Source organism: Paraburkholderia dipogonis (genome assembly GCF_042680985.1).
Classification (GTDB): domain Bacteria; phylum Pseudomonadota; class Gammaproteobacteria; order Burkholderiales; family Burkholderiaceae; genus Paraburkholderia; species Paraburkholderia phytofirmans.
This window is the reverse complement of the sequence record NZ_JBHUFR010000047.1, coordinates 82,880-107,204: the sequence shown is the minus strand read 5'-3', so window position 1 is coordinate 107,204 and position 24,325 is coordinate 82,880. Positions and strand designations below refer to the sequence as shown.

At 61.9% G+C, this 24,325-nt stretch carries 25 protein-coding genes and 1 tRNA gene; 11 read left to right on the top strand and 15 right to left on the bottom strand.

Going from position 1 to position 24,325, the window contains the following annotated elements; all coding sequences use genetic code 11:
• Positions 1-2 precede the first annotated feature (2 nt).
• The 4 genes from prmC to ACFSNN_RS40225 all read left to right on the top strand — a co-directional run bounded on the left by prmC (position 3) and on the right by ACFSNN_RS40225 (position 2,880).
• Positions 3-863 (top strand): peptide chain release factor N(5)-glutamine methyltransferase, encoded by an 861-nt coding sequence (prmC, locus tag ACFSNN_RS40240; protein WP_134457711.1) that lies wholly within the window; start codon positions 3-5, stop codon positions 861-863.
• A gap of 118 nt (positions 864-981) precedes the next feature.
• Complete coding sequence (gene grxD, locus ACFSNN_RS40235) at positions 982-1,293, top strand: Grx4 family monothiol glutaredoxin (RefSeq protein ID WP_012434475.1); 312 nt, start codon at positions 982-984, stop codon at positions 1,291-1,293.
• 43 nt (positions 1,294-1,336) lie between these two features.
• On the top strand, positions 1,337-1,936 hold the full coding sequence (locus ACFSNN_RS40230) for a UbiX family flavin prenyltransferase (RefSeq protein ID WP_134457710.1): 600 nt from the start codon (positions 1,337-1,339) through the stop codon (positions 1,934-1,936).
• Between the two features lie 158 nt (positions 1,937-2,094).
• Positions 2,095-2,880: a DODA-type extradiol aromatic ring-opening family dioxygenase gene (locus ACFSNN_RS40225; protein ID WP_134457709.1), complete on the top strand. Its 786-nt coding sequence runs from the start codon at positions 2,095-2,097 to the stop codon at positions 2,878-2,880.
• 87 nt (positions 2,881-2,967) lie between these two features.
• Here the strand turns inward: ACFSNN_RS40225 and ACFSNN_RS40220 are convergent, their stop codons facing one another.
• Positions 2,968-4,563 (bottom strand): APC family permease, encoded by a 1,596-nt coding sequence (locus tag ACFSNN_RS40220; RefSeq protein WP_134457708.1) that lies wholly within the window; start codon positions 4,561-4,563, stop codon positions 2,968-2,970.
• 480 nt (positions 4,564-5,043) lie between these two features.
• On the opposite strand from ACFSNN_RS40220, the gene ACFSNN_RS40215 reads away from it, so the two are divergent.
• Positions 5,044-5,247 (top strand): cold-shock protein, encoded by a 204-nt coding sequence (locus tag ACFSNN_RS40215; protein WP_007180251.1) that lies wholly within the window; start codon positions 5,044-5,046, stop codon positions 5,245-5,247.
• Between the two features lie 111 nt (positions 5,248-5,358).
• Here the strand turns inward: ACFSNN_RS40215 and ACFSNN_RS40210 are convergent, their stop codons facing one another.
• Positions 5,359-6,609: an Hsp70 family protein gene (locus ACFSNN_RS40210; RefSeq protein WP_134457707.1), complete on the bottom strand. Its 1,251-nt coding sequence runs from the start codon at positions 6,607-6,609 to the stop codon at positions 5,359-5,361.
• Positions 6,610-6,798: 189 nt separating this feature from the next.
• On the opposite strand from ACFSNN_RS40210, the gene ACFSNN_RS40205 reads away from it, so the two are divergent.
• Entirely contained in the window at positions 6,799-8,274 is a 1,476-nt protein-coding gene (locus ACFSNN_RS40205) for an MFS transporter (protein WP_134457706.1), read from the top strand.
• Positions 8,275-8,331: 57 nt separating this feature from the next.
• Here the strand turns inward: ACFSNN_RS40205 and ACFSNN_RS40200 are convergent, their stop codons facing one another.
• Positions 8,332-8,925, bottom strand: coding sequence for a nitroreductase family protein (locus ACFSNN_RS40200; RefSeq protein WP_012434481.1), 594 nt, complete (start codon positions 8,923-8,925; stop codon positions 8,332-8,334).
• Between the two features lie 226 nt (positions 8,926-9,151).
• Positions 9,152-10,435, bottom strand: a complete 1,284-nt coding sequence (locus ACFSNN_RS40195; protein ID WP_012434482.1) for an MFS transporter — start codon at positions 10,433-10,435, stop codon at positions 9,152-9,154.
• A 155-nt stretch (positions 10,436-10,590) separates the two neighbouring features.
• Here ACFSNN_RS40195 and ACFSNN_RS40190 point away from each other — a divergent pair, with 155 nt between their 5' ends.
• Together ACFSNN_RS40190 and ACFSNN_RS40185 are read left to right on the top strand one after the other, a co-directional pair.
• Positions 10,591-11,247 carry a TetR/AcrR family transcriptional regulator gene (locus tag ACFSNN_RS40190; RefSeq protein ID WP_134457705.1) on the top strand — a complete coding sequence of 219 codons (657 nt, stop codon included), beginning with the start codon at positions 10,591-10,593 and terminating at the stop codon, positions 11,245-11,247.
• A 91-nt stretch (positions 11,248-11,338) separates the two neighbouring features.
• Complete coding sequence (locus tag ACFSNN_RS40185; RefSeq protein WP_134457704.1) at positions 11,339-11,893, top strand: DUF1415 domain-containing protein; 555 nt, start codon at positions 11,339-11,341, stop codon at positions 11,891-11,893.
• A 45-nt stretch (positions 11,894-11,938) separates the two neighbouring features.
• On the opposite strand, the gene ACFSNN_RS40180 is transcribed toward ACFSNN_RS40185, so the two are convergent.
• The gene (locus ACFSNN_RS40180) at positions 11,939-12,781 is read right to left on the bottom strand and encodes a class I SAM-dependent methyltransferase (RefSeq protein ID WP_134457703.1); all 843 of its coding nucleotides are present in this window, start codon (positions 12,779-12,781) and stop codon (positions 11,939-11,941) included.
• A gap of 382 nt (positions 12,782-13,163) precedes the next feature.
• Here ACFSNN_RS40180 and ACFSNN_RS40175 point away from each other — a divergent pair, with 382 nt between their 5' ends.
• On the top strand, positions 13,164-13,484 hold the full coding sequence (locus tag ACFSNN_RS40175; RefSeq protein WP_012434486.1) for a type II toxin-antitoxin system HicA family toxin: 321 nt from the start codon (positions 13,164-13,166) through the stop codon (positions 13,482-13,484).
• A gap of 90 nt (positions 13,485-13,574) precedes the next feature.
• Here ACFSNN_RS40175 and ACFSNN_RS40170 read toward each other — a convergent pair whose 3' ends face one another.
• A complete protein-coding gene (locus ACFSNN_RS40170; protein WP_134457702.1) occupies positions 13,575-13,784 on the bottom strand; it encodes a DUF1059 domain-containing protein in 210 nt (69 codons plus the stop codon).
• Positions 13,785-14,165: 381 nt separating this feature from the next.
• On the opposite strand from ACFSNN_RS40170, the gene ACFSNN_RS40165 reads away from it, so the two are divergent.
• Positions 14,166-15,431, top strand: coding sequence for a TIGR03862 family flavoprotein (locus ACFSNN_RS40165; protein ID WP_134457701.1), 1,266 nt, complete (start codon positions 14,166-14,168; stop codon positions 15,429-15,431).
• 52 nt (positions 15,432-15,483) lie between these two features.
• Here the strand turns inward: ACFSNN_RS40165 and ACFSNN_RS40160 are convergent, their stop codons facing one another.
• From ACFSNN_RS40160 to ACFSNN_RS40125, 8 genes are all read right to left on the bottom strand, one after another.
• Entirely contained in the window at positions 15,484-16,608 is a 1,125-nt protein-coding gene (locus ACFSNN_RS40160; RefSeq protein ID WP_134457700.1) for a methyltransferase, read from the bottom strand.
• A 393-nt stretch (positions 16,609-17,001) separates the two neighbouring features.
• A tRNA-Thr gene (locus ACFSNN_RS40155) sits at positions 17,002-17,077 on the bottom strand.
• A gap of 19 nt (positions 17,078-17,096) precedes the next feature.
• Positions 17,097-17,606 carry a ClpXP protease specificity-enhancing factor gene (locus ACFSNN_RS40150; RefSeq protein WP_134457699.1) on the bottom strand — a complete coding sequence of 170 codons (510 nt, stop codon included), beginning with the start codon at positions 17,604-17,606 and terminating at the stop codon, positions 17,097-17,099.
• Positions 17,607-17,676: 70 nt separating this feature from the next.
• Positions 17,677-18,288 (bottom strand): glutathione S-transferase N-terminal domain-containing protein, encoded by a 612-nt coding sequence (locus ACFSNN_RS40145; RefSeq protein ID WP_006052302.1) that lies wholly within the window; start codon positions 18,286-18,288, stop codon positions 17,677-17,679.
• 95 nt (positions 18,289-18,383) lie between these two features.
• Positions 18,384-19,139 (bottom strand): cytochrome c1, encoded by a 756-nt coding sequence (locus ACFSNN_RS40140; RefSeq protein ID WP_134457698.1) that lies wholly within the window; start codon positions 19,137-19,139, stop codon positions 18,384-18,386.
• Positions 19,140-19,160: 21 nt separating this feature from the next.
• Entirely contained in the window at positions 19,161-20,540 is a 1,380-nt protein-coding gene (locus ACFSNN_RS40135) for a cytochrome b (protein ID WP_134457697.1), read from the bottom strand.
• A complete protein-coding gene (petA, locus tag ACFSNN_RS40130) occupies positions 20,540-21,160 on the bottom strand; it encodes a ubiquinol-cytochrome c reductase iron-sulfur subunit (RefSeq protein WP_012434493.1) in 621 nt (206 codons plus the stop codon). Before petA ends, ACFSNN_RS40135 begins: the two co-directional genes overlap by 1 nt.
• 255 nt (positions 21,161-21,415) lie before the next feature.
• Entirely contained in the window at positions 21,416-22,162 is a 747-nt protein-coding gene (locus tag ACFSNN_RS40125) for a Nif3-like dinuclear metal center hexameric protein (protein WP_134457696.1), read from the bottom strand.
• Between the two features lie 19 nt (positions 22,163-22,181).
• On the opposite strand from ACFSNN_RS40125, the gene ACFSNN_RS40120 reads away from it, so the two are divergent.
• Positions 22,182-23,405, top strand: a complete 1,224-nt coding sequence (locus ACFSNN_RS40120; protein ID WP_134457695.1) for a Do family serine endopeptidase — start codon at positions 22,182-22,184, stop codon at positions 23,403-23,405.
• Positions 23,406-23,534: 129 nt separating this feature from the next.
• Here the strand turns inward: ACFSNN_RS40120 and tatC are convergent, their stop codons facing one another.
• Complete coding sequence (tatC, locus tag ACFSNN_RS40115) at positions 23,535-24,314, bottom strand: twin-arginine translocase subunit TatC (RefSeq protein ID WP_012434496.1); 780 nt, start codon at positions 24,312-24,314, stop codon at positions 23,535-23,537.
• Between the last annotated feature and the right edge of the window lie 11 nt (positions 24,315-24,325).

Genomic DNA, 24,325 nt, shown 5'->3' with positions numbered 1-24,325 from the left:
GCATGACCTCGGCCACACCTGCCCCGTCCGCCACACCTGCCGCGCTGTTACGCGCCTCGCCATTGCCGCCGCTGGAAGCGCGCATCCTGCTCACGCACGTGCTCGGCTGGCGGCCCACGCAACTGATTACGCGCAGCGACGAAGCGCTCGACGACAAGCTTGTCGAGCGTTATCAGACGCTGGAAGCACGGCGCGTAGCCGGCGAACCGGTGGCGCAACTGGTCGGCGCACGGGAATTTTTCGGGCTGGATTTCGAAGTCACGCCACACGTGCTGATTCCGCGCCCTGAAACCGAATTGCTGGTCGACACTGCGCTGTCGGCGCTGGAAAACTTCCTGCGGCCTCGCGTGCTGGATCTCGGCACGGGCACCGGCGCCATTGCCGTCGCGATTGCGTCGATGCGGCCGGATGCGCGAGTCTGGGCGCTAGACCGTTCCGTCGAAGCGCTGGCGGTCGCCACGCGCAACGCCGCCCGCCTGCTCGACGCACAACGCCCCGGCGGCGCCGTGGTGCTGACGCAAAGCGACTGGTACGACTCGCTCGACGCCACGTTGCGCTTCGACGTGATCGTCAGCAATCCGCCGTATATCGCGAGCGGCGATCCGCATCTGGACGAAGGCGATCTGCGCTTCGAACCGCGCGGCGCACTCACCGACGAAGCCGACGGGCTCAGCGCGATCCGCGCCATCATCGCCGGTGCGCCAACACGCCTCGCCGCCGATGGCGTATTGTGGATCGAGCATGGCTACGATCAGGCCGAAGCCGTGCGCGCGCTATTGACAGCACAAGGATTCGCGCAAGTCCGCTCGGAGCGCGATCTGGCGGGCATCGAACGGATCAGTGGCGGGCGTCTGGACGGCTGACGCACATCACCTAATATCCACAAACGCTGCACGGACAAAGCGGCGCCCCGCCGGCTGTATCGAAATCCGCTATCATTTCAGCCTATTCCCTACACATAACGGAACCGCAAGGTCAGTCATGGATACGCAACAACGCATCAAGCAAATCGTCGACGAGAACAATGTCGTCCTCTTCATGAAGGGCACCGCTCAGTTCCCGATGTGCGGCTTTTCGGGCCGCGCCATCCAGATTCTGAAAGCGTGCGGCGTCGGCGAGATCAAGACCGTCAACGTGCTCGAAGACGACGAAGTCCGCCAGGGCATCAAGCAGTTCTCGAACTGGCCGACCATTCCGCAGCTGTACGTGAAGGGCGAATTCGTCGGAGGGTCGGACATCATGATGGAAATGTACGAATCGGGCGAACTGCAGCAGTTGTTCGCCGCGGCCTGAACGGCCTCGGTTCACACGCTTCTCTCCTTAGGCGCCGCGAGCCATGGAAACACGCGCTGCGGCGCCACGCCGGCTGATCGTCGCGATCACCGGCGCGACGGGTGCCATCTACGGCATCCGGATACTGGAAACGCTGCGCAGGCTGGGCGGCGTCGAGAGCCATCTGCTGATTTCGAGCGCGGGCTGGCTCAATATCCAGCACGAACTCCAGTTGAGCAAAGAAGACGTGCATCCGCTCGCGGATGTCGTCCATTCGGTGCGCGACGTCGGTGCGAGCATCGCGTCCGGCTCGTTTGCCACCGACGGCATGGTCGTCGCCCCTTGCTCCATGAAGACGCTCGCCAGCGTCGCACACGGTTTCTCGGACAACCTGATCACGCGCGCCGCCGACGTCACGCTCAAGGAGCGCCGCCGACTCGTGCTGCTCGTGCGCGAAACGCCGTTCAATCTGGCGCATCTGCGCAACATGACGGCCGTCACTGAAATGGGCGGCGTGATTTTTCCGCCCTTGCCTGCCTTCTACAACCACCCCGCTTCCATCGACGAAATGGTCGATCACACCGTGGCGCGCGTGCTGGATCTGTTTGCGCTCGGACCGGCTTTGTCGCCGGCGTGGGCTGGGCTGCGCGGCACGCAGGCGTAGCGCGTCAGTTCCGGCGCCCGGTGTCCGTGCATACGCACGAATTCACAACATCCGCGAGACAATCAATTCTGTTTTAGCCCGTTTATCAAATCGCGGTGCGCCCCTATATTGGTAGCAACCCAATCTCTATGCCGCGCTCTCGCGGCCGCGTTGCTGCCATGAACCGCTTACCCTCACTATTCCTGTCCCACGGCGCGCCCACGCTGCCGATCGACCCGTCGTTGCCGTCCGCCGAATTCGGCGTGCTGAGCGCCCAGTTGCCACGTCCGGAAGCCGTGCTCATGCTGTCGGCCCATTGGGGCACGGCGCAGCCTGTCGCAAGCACGTCCACGGCGCCGGAAACCATCCACGATTTCTATGGCTTTCCGCGTCAGTTGTACGAAATTCAGTATCCGGCTCCCGGCGCCCCGGATGTGGCGCGCCGCGCTGCCGTGTTGCTCGGCGAGAGCGGCATCCTCGCGGGTGCCGAGCCGCACGGACTCGATCACGGCGCGTGGGTCCCGATGCTGCTCATGTTTCCGCAGGCCGATGTACCCGTCGCCCAGCTGTCGATCCAACCGCACATGGACGCGGCGCATCACTTTCGGGTCGGCCGGGCGCTGCGGTCGTTGCAAGACGATGGCGTGATGGTGATCGGCTCCGGCCAGATCACGCACAACCTGCGCGCCGCCGACTTCTCCGCCCGCCCTGAGGACGCCGATCCACGCGTCGCCGAATTCACCGACTGGTTCGAGGAAAAACTCGCCGCGCACGATATCGACGCGCTGCTCGACTATCGCCGCCAGGCGCCGCACGCGGTGCTGATGCATCCCACCGACGAGCATCTGCTGCCGGTATTCGCCGCATTGGGCGCGGCGGACGACGATTATTCGCTGGCTATCCAGTCGCTCGGAACCTACCAGCGGTCGCTCGCCATGACCAACTACGTGTTCGGCACAGCCTGACTTTTCGACATAGGCGCCGTAGAAAAGAAACCCCCCCGCCTGAGCAACTCCGGCGGGGGGTTTTTCCACAAGCTTCAGCGCGACACTTTAATGAGCGCCCATGCCTTCGAGCACTTCGTCATGCTCGCTGCGCTCGTCCAGATATTCCGAGCGATAACCGCTCGTCACGCCCCAATAATAGAACACCAGCGAAAACGCGATAACCACCACCATGTCCCAGCCATAAGGGATCAGGTCGTGACCGCCGAACTGCTTGCTGCCGATCAGCGACAGAATCGCCATTACCGGCAGATAAGCGACCAGCCACCAAGCCGCCTTCAGATCACGTCCCCAGCCGGCAAAACCCGACTTCGCCTGGAAGTAGAAGTACACCGGCAGCGCGACGACCATCAGCAGAATGATTTCGCCGGTCAGCGGCCACTTTGCCCAATACAGGATCAGCGACGCGCAGACGAACGCGAACGGCGCAATGATCTTCATGCCCGGAATATGCAGCGGACGCTCAAGGTCCGTCGCCGCGCGGCGCAGCGCCATCAGGCTGATCGGGCCGGTCAGGTACGAAATCACCGTTGCGACCGAAATCACCGCCGCGAGCGAACTCCAGCCGCGGAAGAAGAACAGGAAAATGAACGACACCAGCAGGTTGAACCACATTGCCTGACGCGGCACGCCGTAGAACGGGTGGACGTTGCCGAACATCTTCGGCATCGTGTTATTGCGCTCCATCGCGTAAATCATGCGGCTGGTGGTCGCCATGTAGGTCGTGCCGGTGCCGCTCGGGCTGACGAATGCGTCGACGTACAGCAGGATCGCCAGCCAGTTCAGGTTCAGCGCGATCGCGAGCTCCGCGAACGGCGAAGCGAAGTTGAAGTGGCTCCAGCCCTTCATCACGTCGCTCGGATTAACCGCGCCGATATATGCAATCTGCAGCAGCACGTAGATCACCAGCGCCAGCAGGATCGAGCCGATCACCGCGAACGGCACGCTTTTGGCCGGATTGCGCGCTTCCCCCGCGAGATTGATCGGGCTCTGGAAACCGTTGAACGCGAACACGATGCCGCTCGTCGATACCGCCGTCAGCACCGCCGACCAGCCGTACGGCGCGAAGGTGCTCGCTTCGCCGAAGTTTTCCTTGTGGAAGCCCGCGAACATCAAGCCGAAGATCGTCGCGCCGGGAATCAGGAACTTGAAGATCGTGATCGCCGAATTGGCGCGCGCAAACAGTTTCACGCCCCAGTAGTTCAGCATGAAGTAAATGATCACGAGCGCCGCGGACAGCAATAACCCGTTCGTGGTTAATGATCCATCCACGAATAGCGCATGCGCCCACGGATAGGGCCACGTACTCATATATTGAATGGACGCTTCAGCCTCGATTGGAATCACCGAAACGATGGCAATCCAGTTGGCCCATGCGCTAATGAAGCCCACGAGTGCGCCGTGCGAATAGCGCGCGTAACGCACCATGCCGCCCGACTCCGGAAACATCGCACCGAGTTCGGCGTAGGTCAGTGCGATCGCGAGAATCACGACCGCGCCGATCACCCATGCACAAACGGCAGCGGGACCGGCAATTTTTGCAGCCTTCCACGCGCCGAACAGCCAGCCCGATCCGATGATGGAACCCAAGCCGGTCAGCATCAGCGCGAACGGGCCGATGTTCCGTTGTATAGAACTTTTCACGTCTTCTCCTGTTTCGGCGGGAATGAGCGCTTTGGCACCGACTCCGCCCCATGCAAGTTGCAGCAGAAACATGTCGGCACCGCGTCACATCGCCTTGGAGGCGCTGGAAACGGGTGACGCATGCGTACACGACGGCCCAATCCAAACAGGTGCAACCGACGCGAGGCGCGTAGTTTAACGGTTGCACCCAGTCCATGCAGCAAAACCAAGGGTTCTCCCTAGCAAAAAAATCGGATGAATAGCAAGCTTTGTAAGCAACTTTTACGCCATGTTGGCGAAAGTTCGTAAAGTTGTGGGGAGACTGTTGACCTTCTCTCAAAATGGCCGTATAACGTTCGGGCAGGATTTCAAGCGGCGAGTGAATTGGTCTTTCGTAGTTCGCCCATCAACGGTACTCCGGTTGGTCCCATTACCCCCTTCCTTGATTTTCATGCACCCTCTGGGCTTCGGCCTTATTTACCATCTTTAGGAACAAGTAATATGGAAACCGGTACCGTCAAGTGGTTCAATGACGCAAAGGGCTTTGGCTTCATCACGCCGGACGGCGGCGGCGAAGATCTGTTCGCGCATTTCTCGGAAATCCGCACGGAAGGCTTCAAGACGCTGCAAGAAAACCAAAAGGTTACGTTTGAAGTGAAGACGGGCCCGAAGGGCAAGCAAGCTGCTAACATCAAGCCGGTGTAAGCAACACGCTTCCTTCTGGACGCAAAAAAACCCCGCCTCGGCGGGGTTTTTTTATATCCGCCGCTATTGCGAACGGTGATTATCTTCGCAGTATGCGGTTGATGATTCTGGTTATCCGAATAGACGTCGCGCGTGAATGCCGAGTCCAGTCGCGACACTCGCGAGACGGTCGCCGAATACCGCTTTAGCATCCGGAAATGCCGCCGCCAATGCGCCCGATAGAAACGCCAATCCAGTCGAACCGCCCGTAAAGTAAATCGCGTTGACGTCGCGTGTCGCCACGCCGGCCGCCTGCACCGTATCGCGCGCCGCCTGCACGATGCGCAGCGTTTCGTCGTGGCCGGCCTTGATGAGTTGCGCCTCGTCGAATGCGAGACGCAGGTCGTCTTCCACTTCATCGAGATCGATCACGGTCTCTCCGCCGGCCGCCACGCCGATCTTCGCTTCTTCCGCATGAGCGGCCAGCGCATGACCCAAACGGCGGTCCACGACGCGCATCAGGCGGTCGTGATGCCTGGCCTCGGTGAACAGGTGGCGCATCAGCGCGAGTTCGCTGACGCGCTTCGGAGCGTAGACGGTGTTAATCAGATGCCAGGTCGCCAGATCGAAATAGATCCGGTTCGGAATCTCGCGGCCTTCCGGGTCCAATGTCTGATAGCCCATTTCGCGCAGAATCGTCGCCAGTTCCACGCGACGGTCGAAGTCCGTGCCGGCGACGTGCACGCCGTGGTGCGCCAGCACGTCGTCCTTGCGCTCGACGCGCTTCATCCGCTCCGGCCCGACGCGCACCAGCGAAAAGTCCGAGGTACCGCCGCCGATGTCGGCCACCAGCACGAGCCCTTCTTCTGTCAGATGCGATTCGTAGTCGAACGCGGCCGCGATCGGCTCATACTGAAAGTGGATTTCCTGCAGACCGACTGAGCGCGCGGCCGCTTCGAGTTGCTGCTGCGCCATCTGATCGGCACGCGGATCGTCGTCGACGAAAAACACCGGGCGGCCCAGTACAGCGCGATGAATCGGGCCGCCAGCGCTTTTTTCGGCCGAACGCTTCAGGTGATCGACGAAAATCGCGATCACGTCCGTGTACTTGATCGCGGAACCGTCGCCGAGATCGGTGGAGTTCTCGGCGAGCGGCGAGCCGAGAATACTCTTCATCGAACGCATCAGACGGCCGTCGAAGCCGTCGATATAGGCTGCGAGCGCCGCCCGCCCGAATTCGCGGGTGTTCTCGTCGGTATTGAAAAAGACCGAAGTGGGCAGCGTCGTGTAGGCGCCCTCGACCGGCGCGAGCTTGAGCGCACCGTCGACAGGAACGGCCACAGCCGAATTGGAAGTACCGAAGTCAATCGCGCAATAGTTCATGGCAGGAATCGCCGCTCACGGCTGGCGCGGACAGAAGGGGGAGCGGCTTTGTATCACGAAAGCCCAATCAGCATCAACTGACGTTTCGGGCGCGCTCGCGATCACGCAAAAGCCCGGCTCGACGGAACGAATATTGCTCATTTTGACAGAATACGCCGCCAATTTTCGGAAATGAGGAGACCTCAAGCAATGAGCGCGCCGCCTACTGCCGCCGTCCACGAAAAAAACGCCACGGTCGTCGAAACGGATCTGCCTTCGCGGCTCGACCGTCTGCCGTGGGGCCGGTTTCACTCGCTGATCGTGGTGGCGCTTGGCGTCACGTGGCTGCTCGACGGTCTGGAAGTCACGCTGGCAGGCGCGGTGGCAAGCGCGTTGAAGTCTAGTCCATCGTTGCACTTTACCAACGCCGAGGTCGGTCTGGCCGGTAGCGCCTACATCGCCGGGGCGGTGCTCGGCGCGTTGGGATTCGGCTGGCTGACCGACCGGCTCGGACGCCGCAAACTGTTTTTCATCACGCTCGCCCTGTATCTGGCGGCGACGGCGGCAACCGCGCTGTCGTGGAATCTGGCCAGTTTTCTGCTATTTCGCTTCCTGACCGGCGCCGGGATCGGCGGCGAATATACGGCGATCAATTCGACGATCCAGGAATTCACGCCGGCGCGCGTGCGCGGCTGGACCGATCTTGGCATCAACGGCACGTTCTGGGTCGGCGCGGGACTCGGCGCGGCCGGCTCGCTGGTGCTGCTCGATCCGCATCTGCTGCCGGCCGACTGGGGCTGGCGCGCCTGCTTCTTCATCGGCGCGGTGCTTGCGCTGGGGATTCTGCCGATGCGCATCTGGGTGCCGGAAAGCCCGCGCTGGCTGCTCACGCACGGCGACGAGCGCGACGCGCGCGCGATTGTCGAAGGCATCGAAACGCGTTTCCGCAACGAAGGCCACACGCTCTCCGACCACGAACTCACGCGCCTGCGATTGCGCGCTCGCGGACATACGCCACTGCGCGAGGTGTTCCATACGCTTTTTAACGTGCATCGACGGCGCGCGCTGGTCGGTCTGTCGCTCATGACCGCACAGGCGTTTTTCTACAACGCGATCTTTTTCACCTACGCACTGGTGCTAACCGACTTCTACCACGTGCCGGGCGACCACATCGGCTGGTATCTGCTGCCTTTCGCGCTCGGCAATTTCCTCGGCCCGCTGCTGCTCGGCCGGCTCTTCGACGTGATCGGGCGGCGCAAGATGATCGCGGCGACTTACGCGATCTCCGGCATCCTGCTGACGCTGAGCGGCTACCTGTTCGCGCACGAGATGCTCACCGTCGTGACGCAGACGATCGCGTGGATGGTGATTTTCTTCTTCGCGTCAGCGGCCGCGAGTTCGGCTTATCTAACCGTCAGCGAGTCGTTTCCGCTGGAAATCCGCGCGCTGGCCATCGCCGTTTTCTACGCGGTCGGCACGGCGCTCGGCGGTATCGCCGGGCCGGCGTTTTTCGGGCGGCTGATCGACACGCATCAGCGTGGCGAGGTCTTTTCGGGCTATCTGGTCGGCTCGGGTCTGATGCTGGCGGCAGCGGTCATCGCGGCGATCTGGGGCGTGGACGCGGAGCGCAAGTCGCTGGAGAGCGTGGCGGCGCCGCTGTCGAGCGTCGCGGACGACGTCGAATGAAAAACGCGCGGGCAGCGCCGCGCGTTCGTTTTACTCGATACGTAAGTTGAAAACCGCTCAGAACGCCTTCTTCCAGCCGCCGCCATAGGCCATTTCCGCCAGCGGCAAACGCTGACGCACCGACTTCTCGCGCTCGCGCAACACCGGATCCAGTTTGTCCACGTCGCCGTAATGACCGAGCGCAATCATCGCGATTACTTCGACGTCGTTCGGCAGCTTGAATGCGGTACGGAACGCGTTCGGGTCGAAACCGCTCATTTGATGCGCGGCAAGTCCGAGCGCATGCGCCTGCAACACCAGCGCCATCGCCGCGGCGCCCGCATCGTACGGTGCGCAGCGATTCACCTCGCCCTTGTTGGTCAAGGTGTGCGTCGTCACCGCGATCAGCACCGGCACCGGCGCATTCCAGCCCTGGTTGAACGGCACCAGCGTGGCGAAGGCCTGCTTGAACGAGACTTCATCGACGCTGCGGTCGAATACGAGAAAACGCCAAGGCTGCGCGTTATACGAAGACGGCGCCCAGCGTGCCGCTTCGAGCACGGAATGCAGATGCTCGCGGCTCACCGGCTCGCTCGAATACGCGCGCGGGCTCCAGCGGCCTGCAATCAGCTCATGAATGGCAATTGCGGTAGGGGCGGGTTTGTTGGTCATGCGCTTCTCTCGGTCGAAATTCATGAACGACGGGCAACTGCCCGGGGGTCACATAGCATAACCGGGCTTCGGCGCGCGTGCGCCTACAAGCGAGCAGTTTGTTTGCGCCGCCGGCAATAGCAAAACGGCCCCTTGCGGGGCCGTCGTTGTCGCGATGCCAGAATCGCCGGGCGCGGTTTGAAACCGCTGCAGTTTTCGGCATCGCGCCGGTCGATTGTGTGTGGTTTTATGCCGCCTGCGGTTCCGGCACTTTGGCAGGCCGGTTGATCCGCAACACGATCACCGCCGCCACGAGGCACAAGCCGCCGGAAATCATCGACGCCACCGTGTACGTGCCGAGGCTCGCGCGCAGCATACCCGCGCCGAGCGCCGCGAACGCCGCGCCGAGCTGATGGCCGGCGACGACCCAGCCGAACACCACCGGCGCCGATTCCTTGCCGTAGACGTCGGTGGCCAGACGCACGGTCGGCGGCACGGTCGCGATCCAGTCAAGGCCGTAGAACACGGCGAACAGCGGCAGTCCGAAGAAGTCGATGCCGAAGGCGTGCGGCAGATACATCAGCGACAAACCGCGCAGCCCGTAGTACCAGAACAGCAGCACACGGCTATTGAAGCGGTCCGACAACCAACCGGAGAGCGTCGTGCCGAACAGGTCGAAAATGCCCATCGCGGCGAGCAGCGAAGCGCCCTGCACTTCCGTCATGCCGTAGTCGCCGCACATCGCGATCAGGTGGGTGCCGACATAACCGTTGGTACTCGCGCCGCAGATAAAGAAGCTGAAGAACAGCAGCCAGAAATCGCGTGTCTTGCTCGCCATGGCGAGCGTGCCGAAGGCGATCGCCAGCGGATTCTGTTTGGTGACGGTGCTGTTGATGGGCGAATCGTGCGGCTCGCCGTACGGGCGCAGCTTCATGTCGGCCGGGCGCTCGGGCAGCAGAAATGCAACCAGCGGAATCACGATCGCGGCCGCAATCGCGACGACCCACACCACTTGCCGCCAGCCGTGGTGCTCGGCGATGGCCGCGAGCATCGGCAGGAACACGAGCTGGCCGGTTGCCGAACTCGCCGTGAGAATGCCCATGACGAGGCCGCGCCGCGTGGTGAACCAGCGCGTCACCACCGTCGCCGACAACGACAGCGCCGCGACCCCCGTCGAGCCGCCGACCATCACGCCCCAGATCAGCACCATTTGCCACGGGTGCGTCATCAGCGACGACAGCGCCACGCCCAACGCCATCGTCCCCAACGCGGCCAGCAGCGTGGGGCGCACACCGAAGCGCTGCATCGCCGCTGCCGCGAACGGTCCCATCAGACCGTACAGCGCAATGTTCACGGAGATCGCCAGGGAAATCGTTGCGCGACTCCAGCCGAATTGATGCTCGAGCGGCAGCATCATCACGCTCGGCGTGGCCCGCGTGCCCGCCGCCGCCAGCAGTACCAGAAACACCACCGCGACGGTCAACCAGCCGTAGTGGAAACGTCCGCCAATCAGTCTTGCTGCCCAGTTCATCGGATCTCCAATCGACGCCTGCTCCGCAGGCGACGCCGCCAATATTGTTACGGGTTCGGTAAAGGACTTGTGACAGATCAGTCACAATAGGTGTTGCGATCTTAGTTACTGCTCGGTAACATGTCAAGGCGTTAATTGAGTTCAGGTGGTCATCCATGTCCGACAGTCAAACCCAAAAGCCAGCCGCTGCGCGCCGCACGCGTGGCGCGCAGACCGCCGGCCCGCAAGCGCAACAGCATTTGCTGCGCGCCGCAGACGAGCTGTTCTACCGCGAGGGCGTGCGAGCCGTCGGCGTGGACGCGGTGGTCGAGCGCGCCGGCGTGAACAAGATGAGTTTGTACCGGCAGTTTTCGTCGAAGGACGAGCTCGTCATGGCTTACCTGGAGCGTAAGGACGAGCAGTTCTTCAGCTATGTGGAGCGGAGCTTCGCCAAACATCCGGGCGAGCCCGCAAAGCAGCTTCAGCAATATTTCGACGACCTCGCGGTGCGCGCGTCTGTCGACGATTATCGCGGCTGCCCTTTCGTAAACGTGTCGGTGGAGTTTCCGGAGACGGCGCATCCGGCGCGGCAGTTCGTGTTTCGCAACAAGGCACGCCTGATGGCGCGGCTCACGGAACTGACCACGGCGGCGGGCGCCGATGATCCGGTGGCGCTCGCCAATGCGCTGGGTCTGATGATCGAAGGCGTGTATGCGGCCAGCCAGACGTATGGGCCCGGATGCGGGCCCATTCTGGCCGCGCCCAAGGTCGCCGCACAGTTGATCGCCGCGGCGTGCGGCGCGGCGGCGGCGACGTCGGCCGCAGCTGATTGAATTTTCTGCTTTGACGTTCTGTTTGAGCGAGGCGCGAATCCACTCCGGTTCGCCCCGTTAAAATGGCGCTTTATCTCCCGCGCCGCCCGCCATGTCGTTGTCCGCCGAATCCCACGATGCCGTTGTTGCCGCTACTCGTCACTGGTTGACCGAGGCTGTGATCGGCCTCAATCTCTGCCCGTTCGCGAAGGCAGTCCACGTGAAAGGGCAGATTCGCTACGCCGTCAGCGATGCCGTGGACATGGAAGGCGTGCTGACCGATCTGGAAACCGAGCTTCAGACGCTCGTCGCCGCCGACCCCGATGCCTTGGATACGACGCTGTTAATCGTGCCGCAAGCGCTCGCCGCTTTTCTCGACTACAACGATTGCCTGTTTTTCGCCGAACGCATGCTCAAGCAGCTTCGGCTCGAAGGCGTCGTTCAGATCGCGAGCTTCCATCCCTTTTACCAGTTCGAAGGCAGCGAGCCCGACGATATCGAGAACTACACGAATCGCGCGCCGTATCCGATTTTGCATCTGCTGCGCGAGGACAGCATCGAACGTGCAGTTCAGGCTTTTCCCGACGCTGAAGAAATTTACGAGCGGAATCAGGAAACGCTCCGGCGAATCGGGCTGGCCGGCTGGAACGCGTTGATGAAGCGGTAATTCACGCAACGGGCCCGCCACAAGCGGCCGCGCGACGTCGCCGGATCAGGCCGAAACAAAGAACCGTTCCTTCAGCTCCTCGATCCCGAGCGTTTCCATCACCTCGTTCAAACGCTCGGCCGGCCGGCGCCGCGGCAAATCCTTGTACTGGGCGATGATGAGTTCATTCTTCATGGAATGCTCCCAACCCACCAGCTCGGTGACGCTGACCTGATATCCGTGCGCTTCGAGCTGCAGACACCGCAGTACATTCGTGATCTGGCTCCCGAACTCCCGCGTGTGCAACGGATGCCGCCAGATCTCCGTGAGAGCGTTGCCGAGAGATTTGCCCTTGTTCTGCCGCAACACCCCCGCCACCTCCGCCTGACAGCACGGCACGACCACAATGTACTTCGCCCTCTTTTCGAGCGCGAAGCGCAGCGCGTCGTCGGTCGCGGTATTGCAGGCGTGCAGCGCGGTGACGATGTCGATCCGGGCCGGCAATCGGTCCGACGTGATCGAGTCTGCCACCGACAGATTCAGAAACGACATGCCCGTAAATCCCAGCCGGCCAGCAAGCTCTTCCGACTTCGCGACGAGCTCTTCGCGCGTCTCAATGCCATAGATGTGTGACGCACCGCCCGCTTCTGCCTGAAACTCCTTGAAGAAAAGGTCATACAGGATAAAACCTAGATAAGACTTGCCCGCGCCGTGGTCGACAAGGGTTACGGCGCCCTGCTCGTTCCTGAGGTCTTTGAGCAGCGGCTCGATGAACTGGAACAGGTGATAGACCTGTTTCAGTTTGCGGCGGCTGTCCTGGTTCATCTTGCCGTCACGCGTGAGGATGTGAAGCTCCTTCAACAACTCGACGGATTGATTGGGGCGAATTTCGTGCGTTTTGCTGGACATCGGGGGAAACCGCCAATAATTGCAGCGCGAACGTGCGACAGGTGACGGAAAAAGGGAAAAGTTGCTGCCAGTTTACCCAAAGTGCGGCTTGCTGACCGAAGGAGCCGCGCAAAGCATGTCAGAAAGGGCTTAAAACTGGAACATTTCCTGCTCTAAAAGCGTCACGCGGAAGGTTCCAGAAAGGCGCAAGAGCAGCTTGCGTAACGGCCAGGCCCATGGCGCCGGCCGTGCCGCCTATAACAATGGGCTGCGGCCGTGGCTTTCACCACGCGAACCGAATGCATGTGGGGAGGACGGCCCGGAACTCGGGCCGAACGTTACGTAACCAGCAGCGCGCCGAGACGTCAAGCGGACGCGCGCTCGGATAATAGAAGAGGCGGCAATGGATACGGTACCCAACGGAAACGTCGAACAGAAATTTCAGGAAATGCTGGCGAAACTCATCGCCACCCCGGCGTGGTCCGAGAAGCAGCAACTCGAACTGGAGATGGCCCGCGATATCTCGACGGAAATGCTCCGTCTGGCCGAAGTCATGCGCGACGGCAGCGTGGACATGGAAACTTGCCTGACCATGCTCAAGTACGCCAAGGTGCTCGACTTCGTCATGACTACGCTTGCTTCGCGGCGCGATATCAAGCCGCAAACGCTGCGGGTCATCTTCAAGCTCGCTGGATTGAAGGTGGACGAGGCGTACCCCGGCTAGAACATAGTTCCACGATGCTGCGACCCGCGCGAGCGGCAAGACGCCGTTAGCGCGGGTCGCTCGTTCTGTAGCTCCCCAAAAGACAGCAGCTCACGCGCGCGGCGCTTCCACCGGCGGTGTGCCGTCGTGAAAGAGCGTTTTGAGTTGCGAGCGCAATTCCGGCGAATCCGTGTGCTTGTGCACCGCGACCGCATGCTGCACGGCGGCGTCGAGCAATTCGCTCTCGCTGTCGGCAGCCAGGGCGACGGTGCAGTTCGTTTCGCTCGGAAACTCGCGGCAATCGATGTATTTGCGGGACATGGCAGTCTCCTTGATTCAGACGACGTTCAGACATCCACGCAGGCAGCAGACGCGCGGACCACATCGCCGGCCGCGACACGGCGGCTCCGATCGCGCGGAGAACGCCGGGTGGCAAGGAAGGCGGCGAGTTGGTCTGACGCAAGGAAGACGCGCGCGGCGTCCGATGGAAGGTGTCTGAAAAGTATAGTTCGCCTGGTCGCATAACACAGCGGCGGATGCAAGCCGGGTGAATGCGGTACCGCCTGAACCCAGCCTTTTTCCGCCCGCCAGCCCGCTCGCGCGTTTGCCCTGCACTGTCCAGGGTGTGAAAATGGCGCCCTTCGCGCCGCCGGATCATCGAACCGGCGGCGCGCCGCCACTTCCGCTCTTTCGCAGGCCCGCATGTCATCCTCATTCCGTTCCGCCCGCGTCGCCGTGATCGGCGGCGGCCCCGCCGGCTTGATGGCCGCCGAGGCGCTCGCGCAGCAAGGCGTGCAGGTCGACGTCTATGACGCCATGCCGTCGGTCGGCCGCAAGTTTCTGATGGCGGGCAAAGGCGGCATGAACATCACGCATTCGGAGCCGCTCGAGCCGTTTCTCGGCCGCTACGGCGCGCGCCGCGAACAGATCGCGCCGCTCGTGCGGGCCTTTGATCCCGACGCCTTGCGCGCGTGGCTGCACGGGTTGGGCGTGGAGACATTCGTCGGCAGTTCGGGGCGCGTTTTCCCGGCGGATATGAAAGCCGCGCCGATGCTGCGTGCGTGGCTGCATCGGCTGCGCGAAGCGGGCGTGCGGTTTCACATGCGCCACAAGTGGTGCGGCTGGGACACCGAAGCCGGCCATGCCGTCGCGCACACGCTCCGTTTCGCGACGCCCGACGGCGAGCAAGCCGTCACCTTCGACGCCGTGGTGTTTGCGCTCGGCGGCGCAAGCTGGCCGCGTCTCGGATCGGACGCCGCGTGGGTCCCGCTGGTGGCGTCGCGCGATGTGCCCATCGCGCCCCTTCGGCCTGCGAACTGCGGCTTCGACGCGGACTGGAGCCCCTATCTGCGCGAGCGTTTCGCGGGTCAACCGGTCAAGCCGGTGGCCATTACGCTGACCGATGTAGACAATAAAGTCCACAATCGACAAGGTGAAATACTTTTGACCGAAACGGGCCTCGAAGGCAGTCTGATCTACGCCTTGTCGGCCGCGATTCGGGAGCGGATTCTGGCGGACGGCGACGTCACGATCACGCTCGATCTGGCGCCAGGCTTGGCTTTGGAGCGGGTTGTCGCCGAAGTCACGCGACCGCGCGGCTCGCGTTCGATGTCGAGCCACTTGCATGGCCGGATCGGCATTGGCGGGGTAAAACTGGCTTTGTTGCACGAGATTCTGTCGAAAGAAGCCTTCGCCGACGCCAATGGTCTCGCGCACGCCATCAAAGCGTTGCCGGTGCGGCTCACGCGCGCCCGGCCGATCGCGGAAGCGATCAGCACCGCCGGCGGCATTCCCTTCGAGGCACTCGACGAGCATCTGATGATCGAGCACCTGCCCGGCATCTTCTGCGCGGGCGAGATGCTCGACTGGGAAGCGCCGACGGGCGGCTACCTGCTCACCGCCTGCTTTGCCAGCGGCCTCGCGGCAGGGCGCGGCGCGGCGGCGTATGTCCGCGGTGCATCGACCTGACGCGCCGCACTGCCGCTCTTGCTGTTAATAGAGCGGCAATGCGTCTCACCGCTTAGCGCGCCTTCAGGCGCCACAGCGACGTCACTTCGGCCATGCGTGCCGTGTGCAGCGCATCGGTTTCATCGGTCGACTTGGGGTGTCGCGGACGAATGTCCTCGCGACCCACCACCGTCAGCCCTGCCTTGTCGATGGCGGCCAGCAGCCAGTCGCGTGTGCGCAAGCCGAGATGCTCCGCAAAGTCCGACATGATCAGCCAGCCTTCGCCACCCGGCGACAGATGCGCCGCCAGCCCGTTCAGGAAGCCGAGCAGCATGCGGCTTTCCGGATCGTAGATCGCGTACTCGATCGGCGAAGCGGGCCTCGCCGGCACCCACGGCGGATTGCACACCACGAGCGGCGCGCGGCCTTCGGGAAACAAATCAGCCTGCACGACATCGATTTGCTGGTCGTAACCGAGACGCGTGAGGTTTTCGCGCGCGCAAGCGAGCGCGCGCGGATCCTGGTCGGTAGCGACGACTTTCTTCACGCCGCGTTTGGCGAGCAGCGCGGACAACACGCCCGTGCCCGTGCCGATATCGAACGCCTTGTTCAGCGAAGGCAGCGGCGTGCTCGCGACGAGATCCACATATTCGCCGCGCACCGGCGAGAACACGCCGTAATGCGGATGAATCCGGTCGCCTAGCGCGGGAATCTCGACGCCCTTCTTGCGCCACTCGTGCGCGCCGATCATGCCGAGCAGTTCTCGCAGCGACACGACGGACGGCTCGTCGGTCGACGGTCCGTAGGTTTCGATGCAGGCTTGCTGGACATCGGGCGCGCGGCGCAGCGGAATAGCGTACGCGGCGTCCAGCGGAATCAGGATCATGCCGAGCGTGCGCGCGCGTTGCGACTGCGCCTGCCGATGCAGGTTGAATGCGTCGAGCGGCGTTTCGCCCTGCTTGCGCGGCTTGCGCTCCAGTCGGCGCGTCACTGCTTGCAGCAACTGACGAGCGTTCTGGAAGTCGCCGTTCCACAGGAGCGCCGTCCCTTCGCACGCCAGTCGGTACGCGGAATCGGCGGTCGTGCGGTCGTCCGCGACGATGACACGCTTGGGCGGCGGCACGGCTGCTTCGCAGCGCCAACGCGCGGAGCGGGGGCCGTCGGCTTCGGGCCAGGTAAGGGTTGCAGGGCTGGTCATGGTGAGGTGGGATCGGTGTTGCGGGAGCGACGCGCTGAGAAGCCGCGTCATCGGGGGCGTTGCCCGCCGGAGTACTTGGAAGCGTTGCCGACTGACGCCCGAATAGTACCCCTGTCGTCCGGGTTCGCGGTGCGCTATTCGCCTGTGGAACGGGTGAAGCGCGCTATCTGCCGGCCTCGACCAAGAATTGTGTGGACTTAAAAGTCCACAATCGACAAGGTGAAAGAGATATGGTGATTTTGGACCGTTTCGCGGCTCACCGACGTTTCATGAAGCCGGTCCTTTTTGCAGGCGGAAGCACCGTGCATCGGCAAGAACATGGCGTCTTATCGATAAGCACGCACCAAGAAAAAACGGGGTTTCTGATTGAACAGAAACCCCGTTTCGTACAACTGGTGCCGGCTGCAGGACTCGAACCCGCCACCTCATGATTACAAGTCAAGCGCTCTACCTGATGAGCTAAGCCGGCATGAGGCCGTGATTCTACTTCATTTTACGATCTTGAGGCGAGCCCTTCCGCCACCTTTCGATCCATCGTCGTCAGGTTGCGGGCCGGCCGGTTCGCTATCCGCTTTGGCGCCGGCGGCATCCCTAGCTGGCGCCGTTTCGACCACGCGTGGTGCGGGCGCTTCGGTCTCGTCCGCCATTTCCGCGTCGGCGCCCGAATCCTGCGCTTCGCCGCCCGTCGATTCGACCGGGAACGCCATGCCTTGGCCGTTCTCGCGCGCATAAATCGCGAGAATATTGGCGATCGGCACCTCGATCTTGTGCGACTTGCCGGAGAAACGCGCGCTGAACTCGATCCACTCGTTGCCCATCTGCAACTGGCTGGTCGCCTCGAAGCTAATGTTCAACACGATTTCGTTGTCGCGCACGAACTGACGCGGCACGCGCGTCTGATTGTCGACCCGAACCGCGATGTGCGGCGTATAGCCGTTATCCGTGCACCACTCGTAGAGCGCGCGCAGCAGGTAAGGCTTGGTGGAAATCTCTTGCATCAACTGTCCTCTTACCGGGCGCGGGCGCGCGCTCAGTCAGCCGCGCGGCGCCCTCGCCCCAAAGCCACACTCAACGACGCATCACCTTTTCCGAAGGCGTCAGCGCTTCGATATAAGCCGGGCGGCTGAAAATGCGCTCGGCGTACTTCATCAGCGGCGCGGCGTTCTTCGACAGTTCGATGCCGTAGTGATCCAGACGCCACAGCAACGGTGCGATCGCGACGTCGAGCATCGAGAACTCTTCGCCGAGCATGTACTTGTTCTTCAGGAAGATCGGCGCGAGTTGCGTCAGACGATCGCGGATCGCCAGACGGGCTTTTTCGTGATTCTTCTCCGCAGCCTTGCCCTTTTCGTTTTCGAGCGTGCCGACGTGCACGAACAGCTCTTTCTCGAAGTTCAGCAGGAACAGGCGGGCGCGGGCGCGCTGCACCGGATCGGCCGGCATCAGTTGCGGGTGCGGGAAGCGCTCGTCGATATATTCGTTGATGATGTTCGATTCGTACAGAATCAGGTCCCGTTCGACGAGAATCGGCACCTGACCATACGGATTCATCACGGCGATGTCTTCCGGCTTGTTAAACAGGTCGACGTCGCGGATCTCGAAGTCCATGCCCTTTTCGAACAACACCAGCCGGCAGCGCTGGGAGAACGGGCAAGTTGTGCCGGAATACAGAACCATCATGTTTACGTTTCCTCAAAAAGCTGAAAGGCCAGCGCGCGGAAAAACCGTCCAACAGGTTTTTCCTGGCGCCGGCCCCACGCCGGGTGACGGCGTGATTATTTGATATGTTTCCAGTACGCGGCGTTCAATCGCCAGGCGAAAAAGCTCAGGATACCGAGGAACATCAGCACCCACACGCCAAGCTGCTTGCGGGTTTTCTGGGTCGGTTCGGACATCCATGACAGGTACGACACGAGGTCGGCCACAGCAGAATCATAATCTACCGGCGACATCGTCCCCGGAGTGACCTGCTGGAAGCCGACGAATTTGTGTACCGTCTCGCCAGTTTTTTCGTCGGTTTCATCCCCGAACTTCGCGGTACGTTCGCCCTGAAGCTGCCACAGCACGTGAGGCATGCTCACGTTTTCGTACACCAGATTGTTCCAGCCGGTCGGCCGCGTATTGTCGCGATAAAAAGTGCGCAAATACGTGTACAGCCAGTCCTTGCCGCGCGCCCGCGCTTCCACCGACAAATCCGGCGGACTCGCGCCGAACCACGCTTTCGCGTCGTCCGGGCGCATGGCCACGGTCATGGTGTTGCCGACTTTGTCCGTGGTGAACAGCAAGTTCGCCTGAATTTCGTTCGGCGTAATGCCGATGTCGGTCAGACGGTTGTAGCGCATCAGGTTCGCGCTATGGCAATTCAGGCAGTAGTTTACAAACAATTGCGCGCCGTGCTGCAAGGAAGCGAAATTCTCCGCGTTATCCGGCGCGCGGTCGAGAGGGAAATTCTCGTCCGCGTGAACCGGAGCGGCCAGCACCGCGAGCAGTGTCGCGCCGATCAGCGCGCACTTCATAAGCAGTTTTTTCATTCGTGTTCTCCTGGCTCGCGATTAGTGAGGCTTGAACCGCACCCGCTCGGGCGGCTGCTTGAACGTGCCAAGCCGCGTCCAGAACGGCATACCGAGGAAAAACGCGAAGTAGATCAGCGCACAGACCTGCGCGATCAGCGTGGCGGCCGGCGACGGCGGTTTAGTGCCGAGGAAGGCCAGCGTCAGGAACACGAGCACGAAGATCCCGTAGAACACCTTGTGAAAAAACGGCCGGTAACGGATCGACTTGACCGGCGACCGGTCGAGCCAAGGCAGGAAGAACAGCGACACCACCGCGCTGCCCATCACCACCACGCCCCAGAACTTCGATTCGGTGAAGGCCATGGCCAGGATCACCAACACCGCCAGCACCGGCAGGCCCAGCTTCCATTTGCCGCGCGCGCGCAACAGCGCGAGCAGGCCGAGCAGGCCGATCACGACCATCAGCACGATCTTGAACGGATCCGTCGTGGCGCGCAGCATCGCGTAGAACGCCGTGAAGTACCACACCGGCGCAATTTCAGGCGGCGTTTGCAGCGGATTGGCCGGCACGAAGTTGTTCGCTTCGAGGAAATACCCGCCCATCTCCGGCGCGAAGAAAATGATCGCCGCGAAGATCAGCAGGAACACCGACACGCCCATGAAATCGTGCACCGAGTAGTACGGATGGAACGGAATGCCATCGATTGGAATGCCGTCCGGATCCTTCTTCGCCTTGATCTCGATGCCGTCCGGGTTGTTTGATCCCACTTCGTGCAGCGCGACCAGGTGAGCAACCACCAGCCCGATCAGCACCAGCGGAATCGCGATCACGTGGAACGCGAAGAAGCGGTTCAGCGTGACGTCCGACACCACGTAATCGCCGCGAATCCACAGCGACAGATCCGGCCCGATGAACGGAATCGCCGAGAACAGGTTGACAATCACCTGCGCGCCCCAGAACGACATTTGCCCCCAAGGCAACAGGTAGCCGAAAAACGCCTCGGCCATCAGGCACAGGAAAATCGCGCAGCCGAAAATCCACACCAGTTCGCGCGGCTTGCGGTACGAGCCGTACATCAGCCCGCGGAACATATGCAGATAGACGACGACGAAAAACATCGACGCGCCCGTGGAGTGCATATAGCGGATCAGCCAGCCCCACGGCACCTCGCGCATGATGTACTCGACCGACGAAAACGCGAGCGTCGCGTCGGGCTTGTAGTTCATGGTGAGGAAAATGCCGGTGACGATCTGGTTGACCAGCACCAGCAGCGCAAGCGAACCGAAGAAGTACCAGAAGTTGAAGTTCTTCGGCGCGTAGTACTCGGAAACGTGTTTCTTCCACGTGGAAGTCAGCGGAAAGCGCCGGTCGATCCAGCCGACCAGCCCGGTCGTCTCTACTTCGTGTTCGATCGCCATTACGCTTCTCCTTTCTCGTCCTTGCCGATCACGAGGCCGGTGGCCGAGGTGAACATGTAAGGCGGGATGTCGAGGTTCTGCGGCGCGGGTTTGTTCTTGAAGACGCGGCCGGCCATGTCATAGGTCGAGCCGTGGCAAGGGCACAGGAAGCCGCCTGGCCAGTCGTCCGGAAGATTGGGCTGCGCGCCCTCCTGGAAGCGCGGTGTCGGCGTACAGCCCAGATGGGTGCACACGGCGACGGCGACGAAAAGGTTCTTGTGGTCGGTGCGTGAACGGAACTCGTTGTTGCAGTACTCCGGCAACGGCATCGAAAAAGGATTCTTGGTGTGGGGATCCGCTACTTCGTTATCGGCTTTCTGGACATCGGCGAGCATACGGTCGGTGCGGTTGATGATCCACACCGGCTTACCACGCCAGGCAACGGTCTTCATGTCGCCGGGCTTGAGATCACTGATATCGACTTCGACCGGGGCACCTGCTGCCTTGGCCTTTTCAGATGGTGCAAACGAACTAACAAAGGGTACGACAGTGGCAACGCCTCCTATGCCACCTGCTACGGTCGTCGCTATCAGCCAGGTACGGCGGCTGCCGTCGACGCGTTCATCTTCCTTGTCTCGCATCACACGCCCCACTTCTGAGTTGGATTTTTCCTTCACGTCTCTTCTACCGCCGCTAGTTTGCGCGAATGGAGTCGCCATTTACAAGGCCCGATTGCCAAAAACCGTGCGAAGCCTTTGATAAATCAGGGTTTCTCCGTACTAATCGCAAACCGTTTCGCACCTCCTTTTAAGTGCCCTCTCCGTTATTCCTGCCTTTTGCTTCGCTAATGCGTTTTGCGTCGCTCTTGCGTATTGCGTCGCTCTTGCGATGACGATTCAAACGGGATTCGGGATATCGATAAAGAGGTGCTCGATATCGAACTGCTCAGAGAGATGCTTGCCCACCGCCTGCACGCCGAAGCGCTCGGTGGCGTGATGGCCCGCCGCGAGAAACGCCACGCCGCTTTCCGCCGATGTGTGCATGACCGACTCCGACACTTCGCCGGTCAGATAAACGTCGGCGCCCGCGTTGATGGCCGCGTCGAACATGCCTTGCGCGGCGCCCGTGCACCACCCCACGCGGCGCAGTTCGCGGTCCGCGTCGCCGAATACGAGCGGCGTGCGGCCGAGCGTTTGCTCGACTTGCGCGGTGAAGTGCGCGAGCGTGATCGGCATGGGAAACGTGGCAAGCCAGCCGAGGTCGTTCTCGCCGAAGCGCGCGTCGCTGATCCAGCCCATCTTGTGGCCGATCTGTGCGTTGTTGCCGAACTCGGGATGGTCGTCGAGCGGCAGGTGATAGGCGAACAGGTTCAGGTCGTTGGCGATCAGCAGCTTGAGCCGCGCGTGCTTGCGGCCGGTGATCTGCGGCGCTTCATTGCGCCAGAAGTAGCCGTGATGAACCAGCACGGCGTCCGCGCCCCAGTCGAGCGCCGCCTCCAGGAAGGCCGCCGAAGCGGTCACGCCGGTCGCGAGCTTATTGATCTTGCGACGCCCTTCGACCTGCAATCCATTAGGGCAATAGTCCTTGAAGCGCGCGGTTTCAAGGAGATTGTTCAAGTACAATTCAAGTTCGATCCGATCCATATAAACCTCTAGTCTTCAGATGCTTAGACGCTTTTGGCTGTTCTTTGCCCAAGCGGTGACCGTGCTGTTGGCGCTCATGTTCATCATTGCGACCCTCAAACCGCAGTGGCTCCAGCGTCAAGGGCAATTCGGCAAGCAACTCGCCGAACCGATCGTCGCGCTGCGGGAAGTAGCGCCAGGCATCGGTAGCGGCCCAGCTCAGGCGTCGTACGCGGACGCCGCGCAAAAGGCCATGCCCGCGGTCGTCAATGTGTTTTCCAGCAAGGATGGCTCACTGCCGCCCGACCCGCGCGCGAAAGATCCGCTATTCCGCTACTTCTTCGGCGACAAGAACCGCAAGCAGCAGGAACAACCCGCATCCAATCTGGGCTCCGGCGTGATAGTGAGTTCGGAAGGTTACATTCTAACGAACCAGCACGTCGTCGACGGCGCCGATCAGATCGAAATCGCACTGGCCGACGGCCGCACCACGAATGCGAAGGTGATCGGCGTCGATCCGGAAACGGATCTGGCCGTGCTCAAGGTCAACATGACCAACCTGCCCACCATCACCCTCGGCCGCATGGACCAAACGCGTGTGGGCGACGTGGTGCTGGCCATCGGCAATCCGTTCGGCGTCGGCCAGACGGTGACCATGGGCATTGTCAGCGCGCTCGGGCGCAATCACCTCGGCATCAACACGTTCGAAAACTTCATTCAGACCGACGCGGCCATCAACCCGGGCAACTCGGGCGGCGCGCTGGTCGACGTGAACGGCAACCTGCTCGGCATCAACACCGCGATCTATTCGCGCTCGGGCGGCTCGCTCGGCATCGGCTTCGCGATTCCCGTCTCGACGGCGAGGAGCGTGCTCGAGAGCATCATCACCACGGGTTCGGTCACGCGCGGCTGGATCGGCGTCGAACCGCAGGACGTCACGCCGGAGATCGCCGAATCGTTCGGGCTGGAGCAGAAGTCCGGCGCGATTGTCGCCGGCGTGCTGAAGAACGGCCCCGCAGACCGCGCGGGCATCAAGCCGGGCGACATTCTCATGAGCGTGAACGGCCAGGAAATTACCGACACCACGCGTCTGCTGAATGTGATCGCGCAGATCAAGCCGGGCACGGCCGCGAAGGTGCATCTCGTGCGCAAGAGCCGCGAGATGGATCTGGATGTCACCATCGGCAAACGCCCGCCTCCGCCGAAGCAACCGGCCGAAGACAATGGCGGTGGCAACGGCGAGCAGGACGACGACGGCGGTTGACCGTAGCGAAAGGCAAATCGAAGTCAGCGGCCGGTGAAGTACAAGCCCTGCGCCACGTACCAAGCAAAAAGGGCAGTCCGTAATGGACCGCCCTTTTTGCTTATGTGAGTTCGCTGAACCGCTAAACCATCATTCCGACGGGCTCGCGTCTTCGATCACCACCGGCTGCTTGCCGACGATCAACCGCGCCGCGATGATCCCCGCCTCGTACAGCACGATCAGCGGAATCGCCAGAATCAGTTGCGAGAACACGTCCGGCGGCGTAACCACGGCGGAAATCACAAACGCGCCGACGATCACGTACGGACGAATCTCCTTGAGCTTCTTGAGTGTCACCACGTTCATGCGCACCAGCAGCACCACGACGATCGGCACCTCGAACGTCACGCCGAACGCAATGAACATGGTCAGCACGAAGCTCAGGTAATTGTCGATGTCCGTGGTCATCTCCGCGCCGAGCGGCGCGTTGTAGTGCGCCATCACGCGGAAAATGGTCGGGAACACCACGAAGTACGCGAACGCCATGCCGCACAGGAACAGCGTGTAGCTGCTGCCCACCAGCGGCCCGACCAGTTTCTTCTCGTGCTGGTAAAGACCCGGCGCGACAAACGCCCAGATCTGGTAAAGCACGATCGGCAGCGCGATCACGAAGGCCACCAGCATGGTCACCTTCATCGGCACGAAGAACGAGCCGGTGACGTCGGTGACGATCATCTTGCCGTCCTTCGGCAGGTTCTGCATCAAAGGCCGCGCCAGCAGCCGGAAGATATCCGGCGCCCAGTACACGAGTCCGACGAACACCACGACGACGGCAAGGCCGGCGCGAATAATACGGTCGCGCAATTCAACGAGGTGGGAAATGAAGGTCTCTTCAGTGCCTTCGTCCTGGGTTTGCTGCGGGTCGCTCACGCCGGCCCTCG

Excerpts from the sequence above, each read along its gene's own strand:
- prmC (WP_134457711.1), top strand. The coding sequence starts at position 3 with ATGACCTCGGCCACACCTGCCCCGTCCGCCACACCTGCCGCGCTGTTA.
- grxD (WP_012434475.1), top strand. The coding sequence starts at position 982 with ATGGATACGCAACAACGCATCAAGCAAATCGTCGACGAGAACAATGTC.
- ACFSNN_RS40230 (WP_134457710.1), top strand. The coding sequence starts at position 1,337 with ATGGAAACACGCGCTGCGGCGCCACGCCGGCTGATCGTCGCGATCACC.
- ACFSNN_RS40225 (WP_134457709.1), top strand. The coding sequence starts at position 2,095 with ATGAACCGCTTACCCTCACTATTCCTGTCCCACGGCGCGCCCACGCTG.
- ACFSNN_RS40215 (WP_007180251.1), top strand. The coding sequence starts at position 5,044 with ATGGAAACCGGTACCGTCAAGTGGTTCAATGACGCAAAGGGCTTTGGC.
- ACFSNN_RS40210 (WP_134457707.1), bottom strand. The coding sequence starts at position 6,609 with ATGAACTATTGCGCGATTGACTTCGGTACTTCCAATTCGGCTGTGGCC.
- ACFSNN_RS40205 (WP_134457706.1), top strand. The coding sequence starts at position 6,799 with ATGAGCGCGCCGCCTACTGCCGCCGTCCACGAAAAAAACGCCACGGTC.
- ACFSNN_RS40200 (WP_012434481.1), bottom strand. The coding sequence starts at position 8,925 with ATGACCAACAAACCCGCCCCTACCGCAATTGCCATTCATGAGCTGATT.
- ACFSNN_RS40195 (WP_012434482.1), bottom strand. The coding sequence starts at position 10,435 with ATGAACTGGGCAGCAAGACTGATTGGCGGACGTTTCCACTACGGCTGG.
- ACFSNN_RS40190 (WP_134457705.1), top strand. The coding sequence starts at position 10,591 with ATGTCCGACAGTCAAACCCAAAAGCCAGCCGCTGCGCGCCGCACGCGT.
- ACFSNN_RS40185 (WP_134457704.1), top strand. The coding sequence starts at position 11,339 with ATGTCGTTGTCCGCCGAATCCCACGATGCCGTTGTTGCCGCTACTCGT.
- ACFSNN_RS40180 (WP_134457703.1), bottom strand. The coding sequence starts at position 12,781 with ATGTCCAGCAAAACGCACGAAATTCGCCCCAATCAATCCGTCGAGTTG.
- ACFSNN_RS40175 (WP_012434486.1), top strand. The coding sequence starts at position 13,164 with ATGGATACGGTACCCAACGGAAACGTCGAACAGAAATTTCAGGAAATG.
- ACFSNN_RS40170 (WP_134457702.1), bottom strand. The coding sequence starts at position 13,784 with ATGTCCCGCAAATACATCGATTGCCGCGAGTTTCCGAGCGAAACGAAC.
- ACFSNN_RS40165 (WP_134457701.1), top strand. The coding sequence starts at position 14,166 with ATGTCATCCTCATTCCGTTCCGCCCGCGTCGCCGTGATCGGCGGCGGC.
- ACFSNN_RS40160 (WP_134457700.1), bottom strand. The coding sequence starts at position 16,608 with ATGACCAGCCCTGCAACCCTTACCTGGCCCGAAGCCGACGGCCCCCGC.
- ACFSNN_RS40150 (WP_134457699.1), bottom strand. The coding sequence starts at position 17,606 with ATGCAAGAGATTTCCACCAAGCCTTACCTGCTGCGCGCGCTCTACGAG.
- ACFSNN_RS40145 (WP_006052302.1), bottom strand. The coding sequence starts at position 18,288 with ATGATGGTTCTGTATTCCGGCACAACTTGCCCGTTCTCCCAGCGCTGC.
- ACFSNN_RS40140 (WP_134457698.1), bottom strand. The coding sequence starts at position 19,139 with ATGAAAAAACTGCTTATGAAGTGCGCGCTGATCGGCGCGACACTGCTC.
- ACFSNN_RS40135 (WP_134457697.1), bottom strand. The coding sequence starts at position 20,540 with ATGGCGATCGAACACGAAGTAGAGACGACCGGGCTGGTCGGCTGGATC.
- petA (WP_012434493.1), bottom strand. The coding sequence starts at position 21,160 with ATGCGAGACAAGGAAGATGAACGCGTCGACGGCAGCCGCCGTACCTGG.
- ACFSNN_RS40125 (WP_134457696.1), bottom strand. The coding sequence starts at position 22,162 with ATGGATCGGATCGAACTTGAATTGTACTTGAACAATCTCCTTGAAACC.
- ACFSNN_RS40120 (WP_134457695.1), top strand. The coding sequence starts at position 22,182 with ATGCTTAGACGCTTTTGGCTGTTCTTTGCCCAAGCGGTGACCGTGCTG.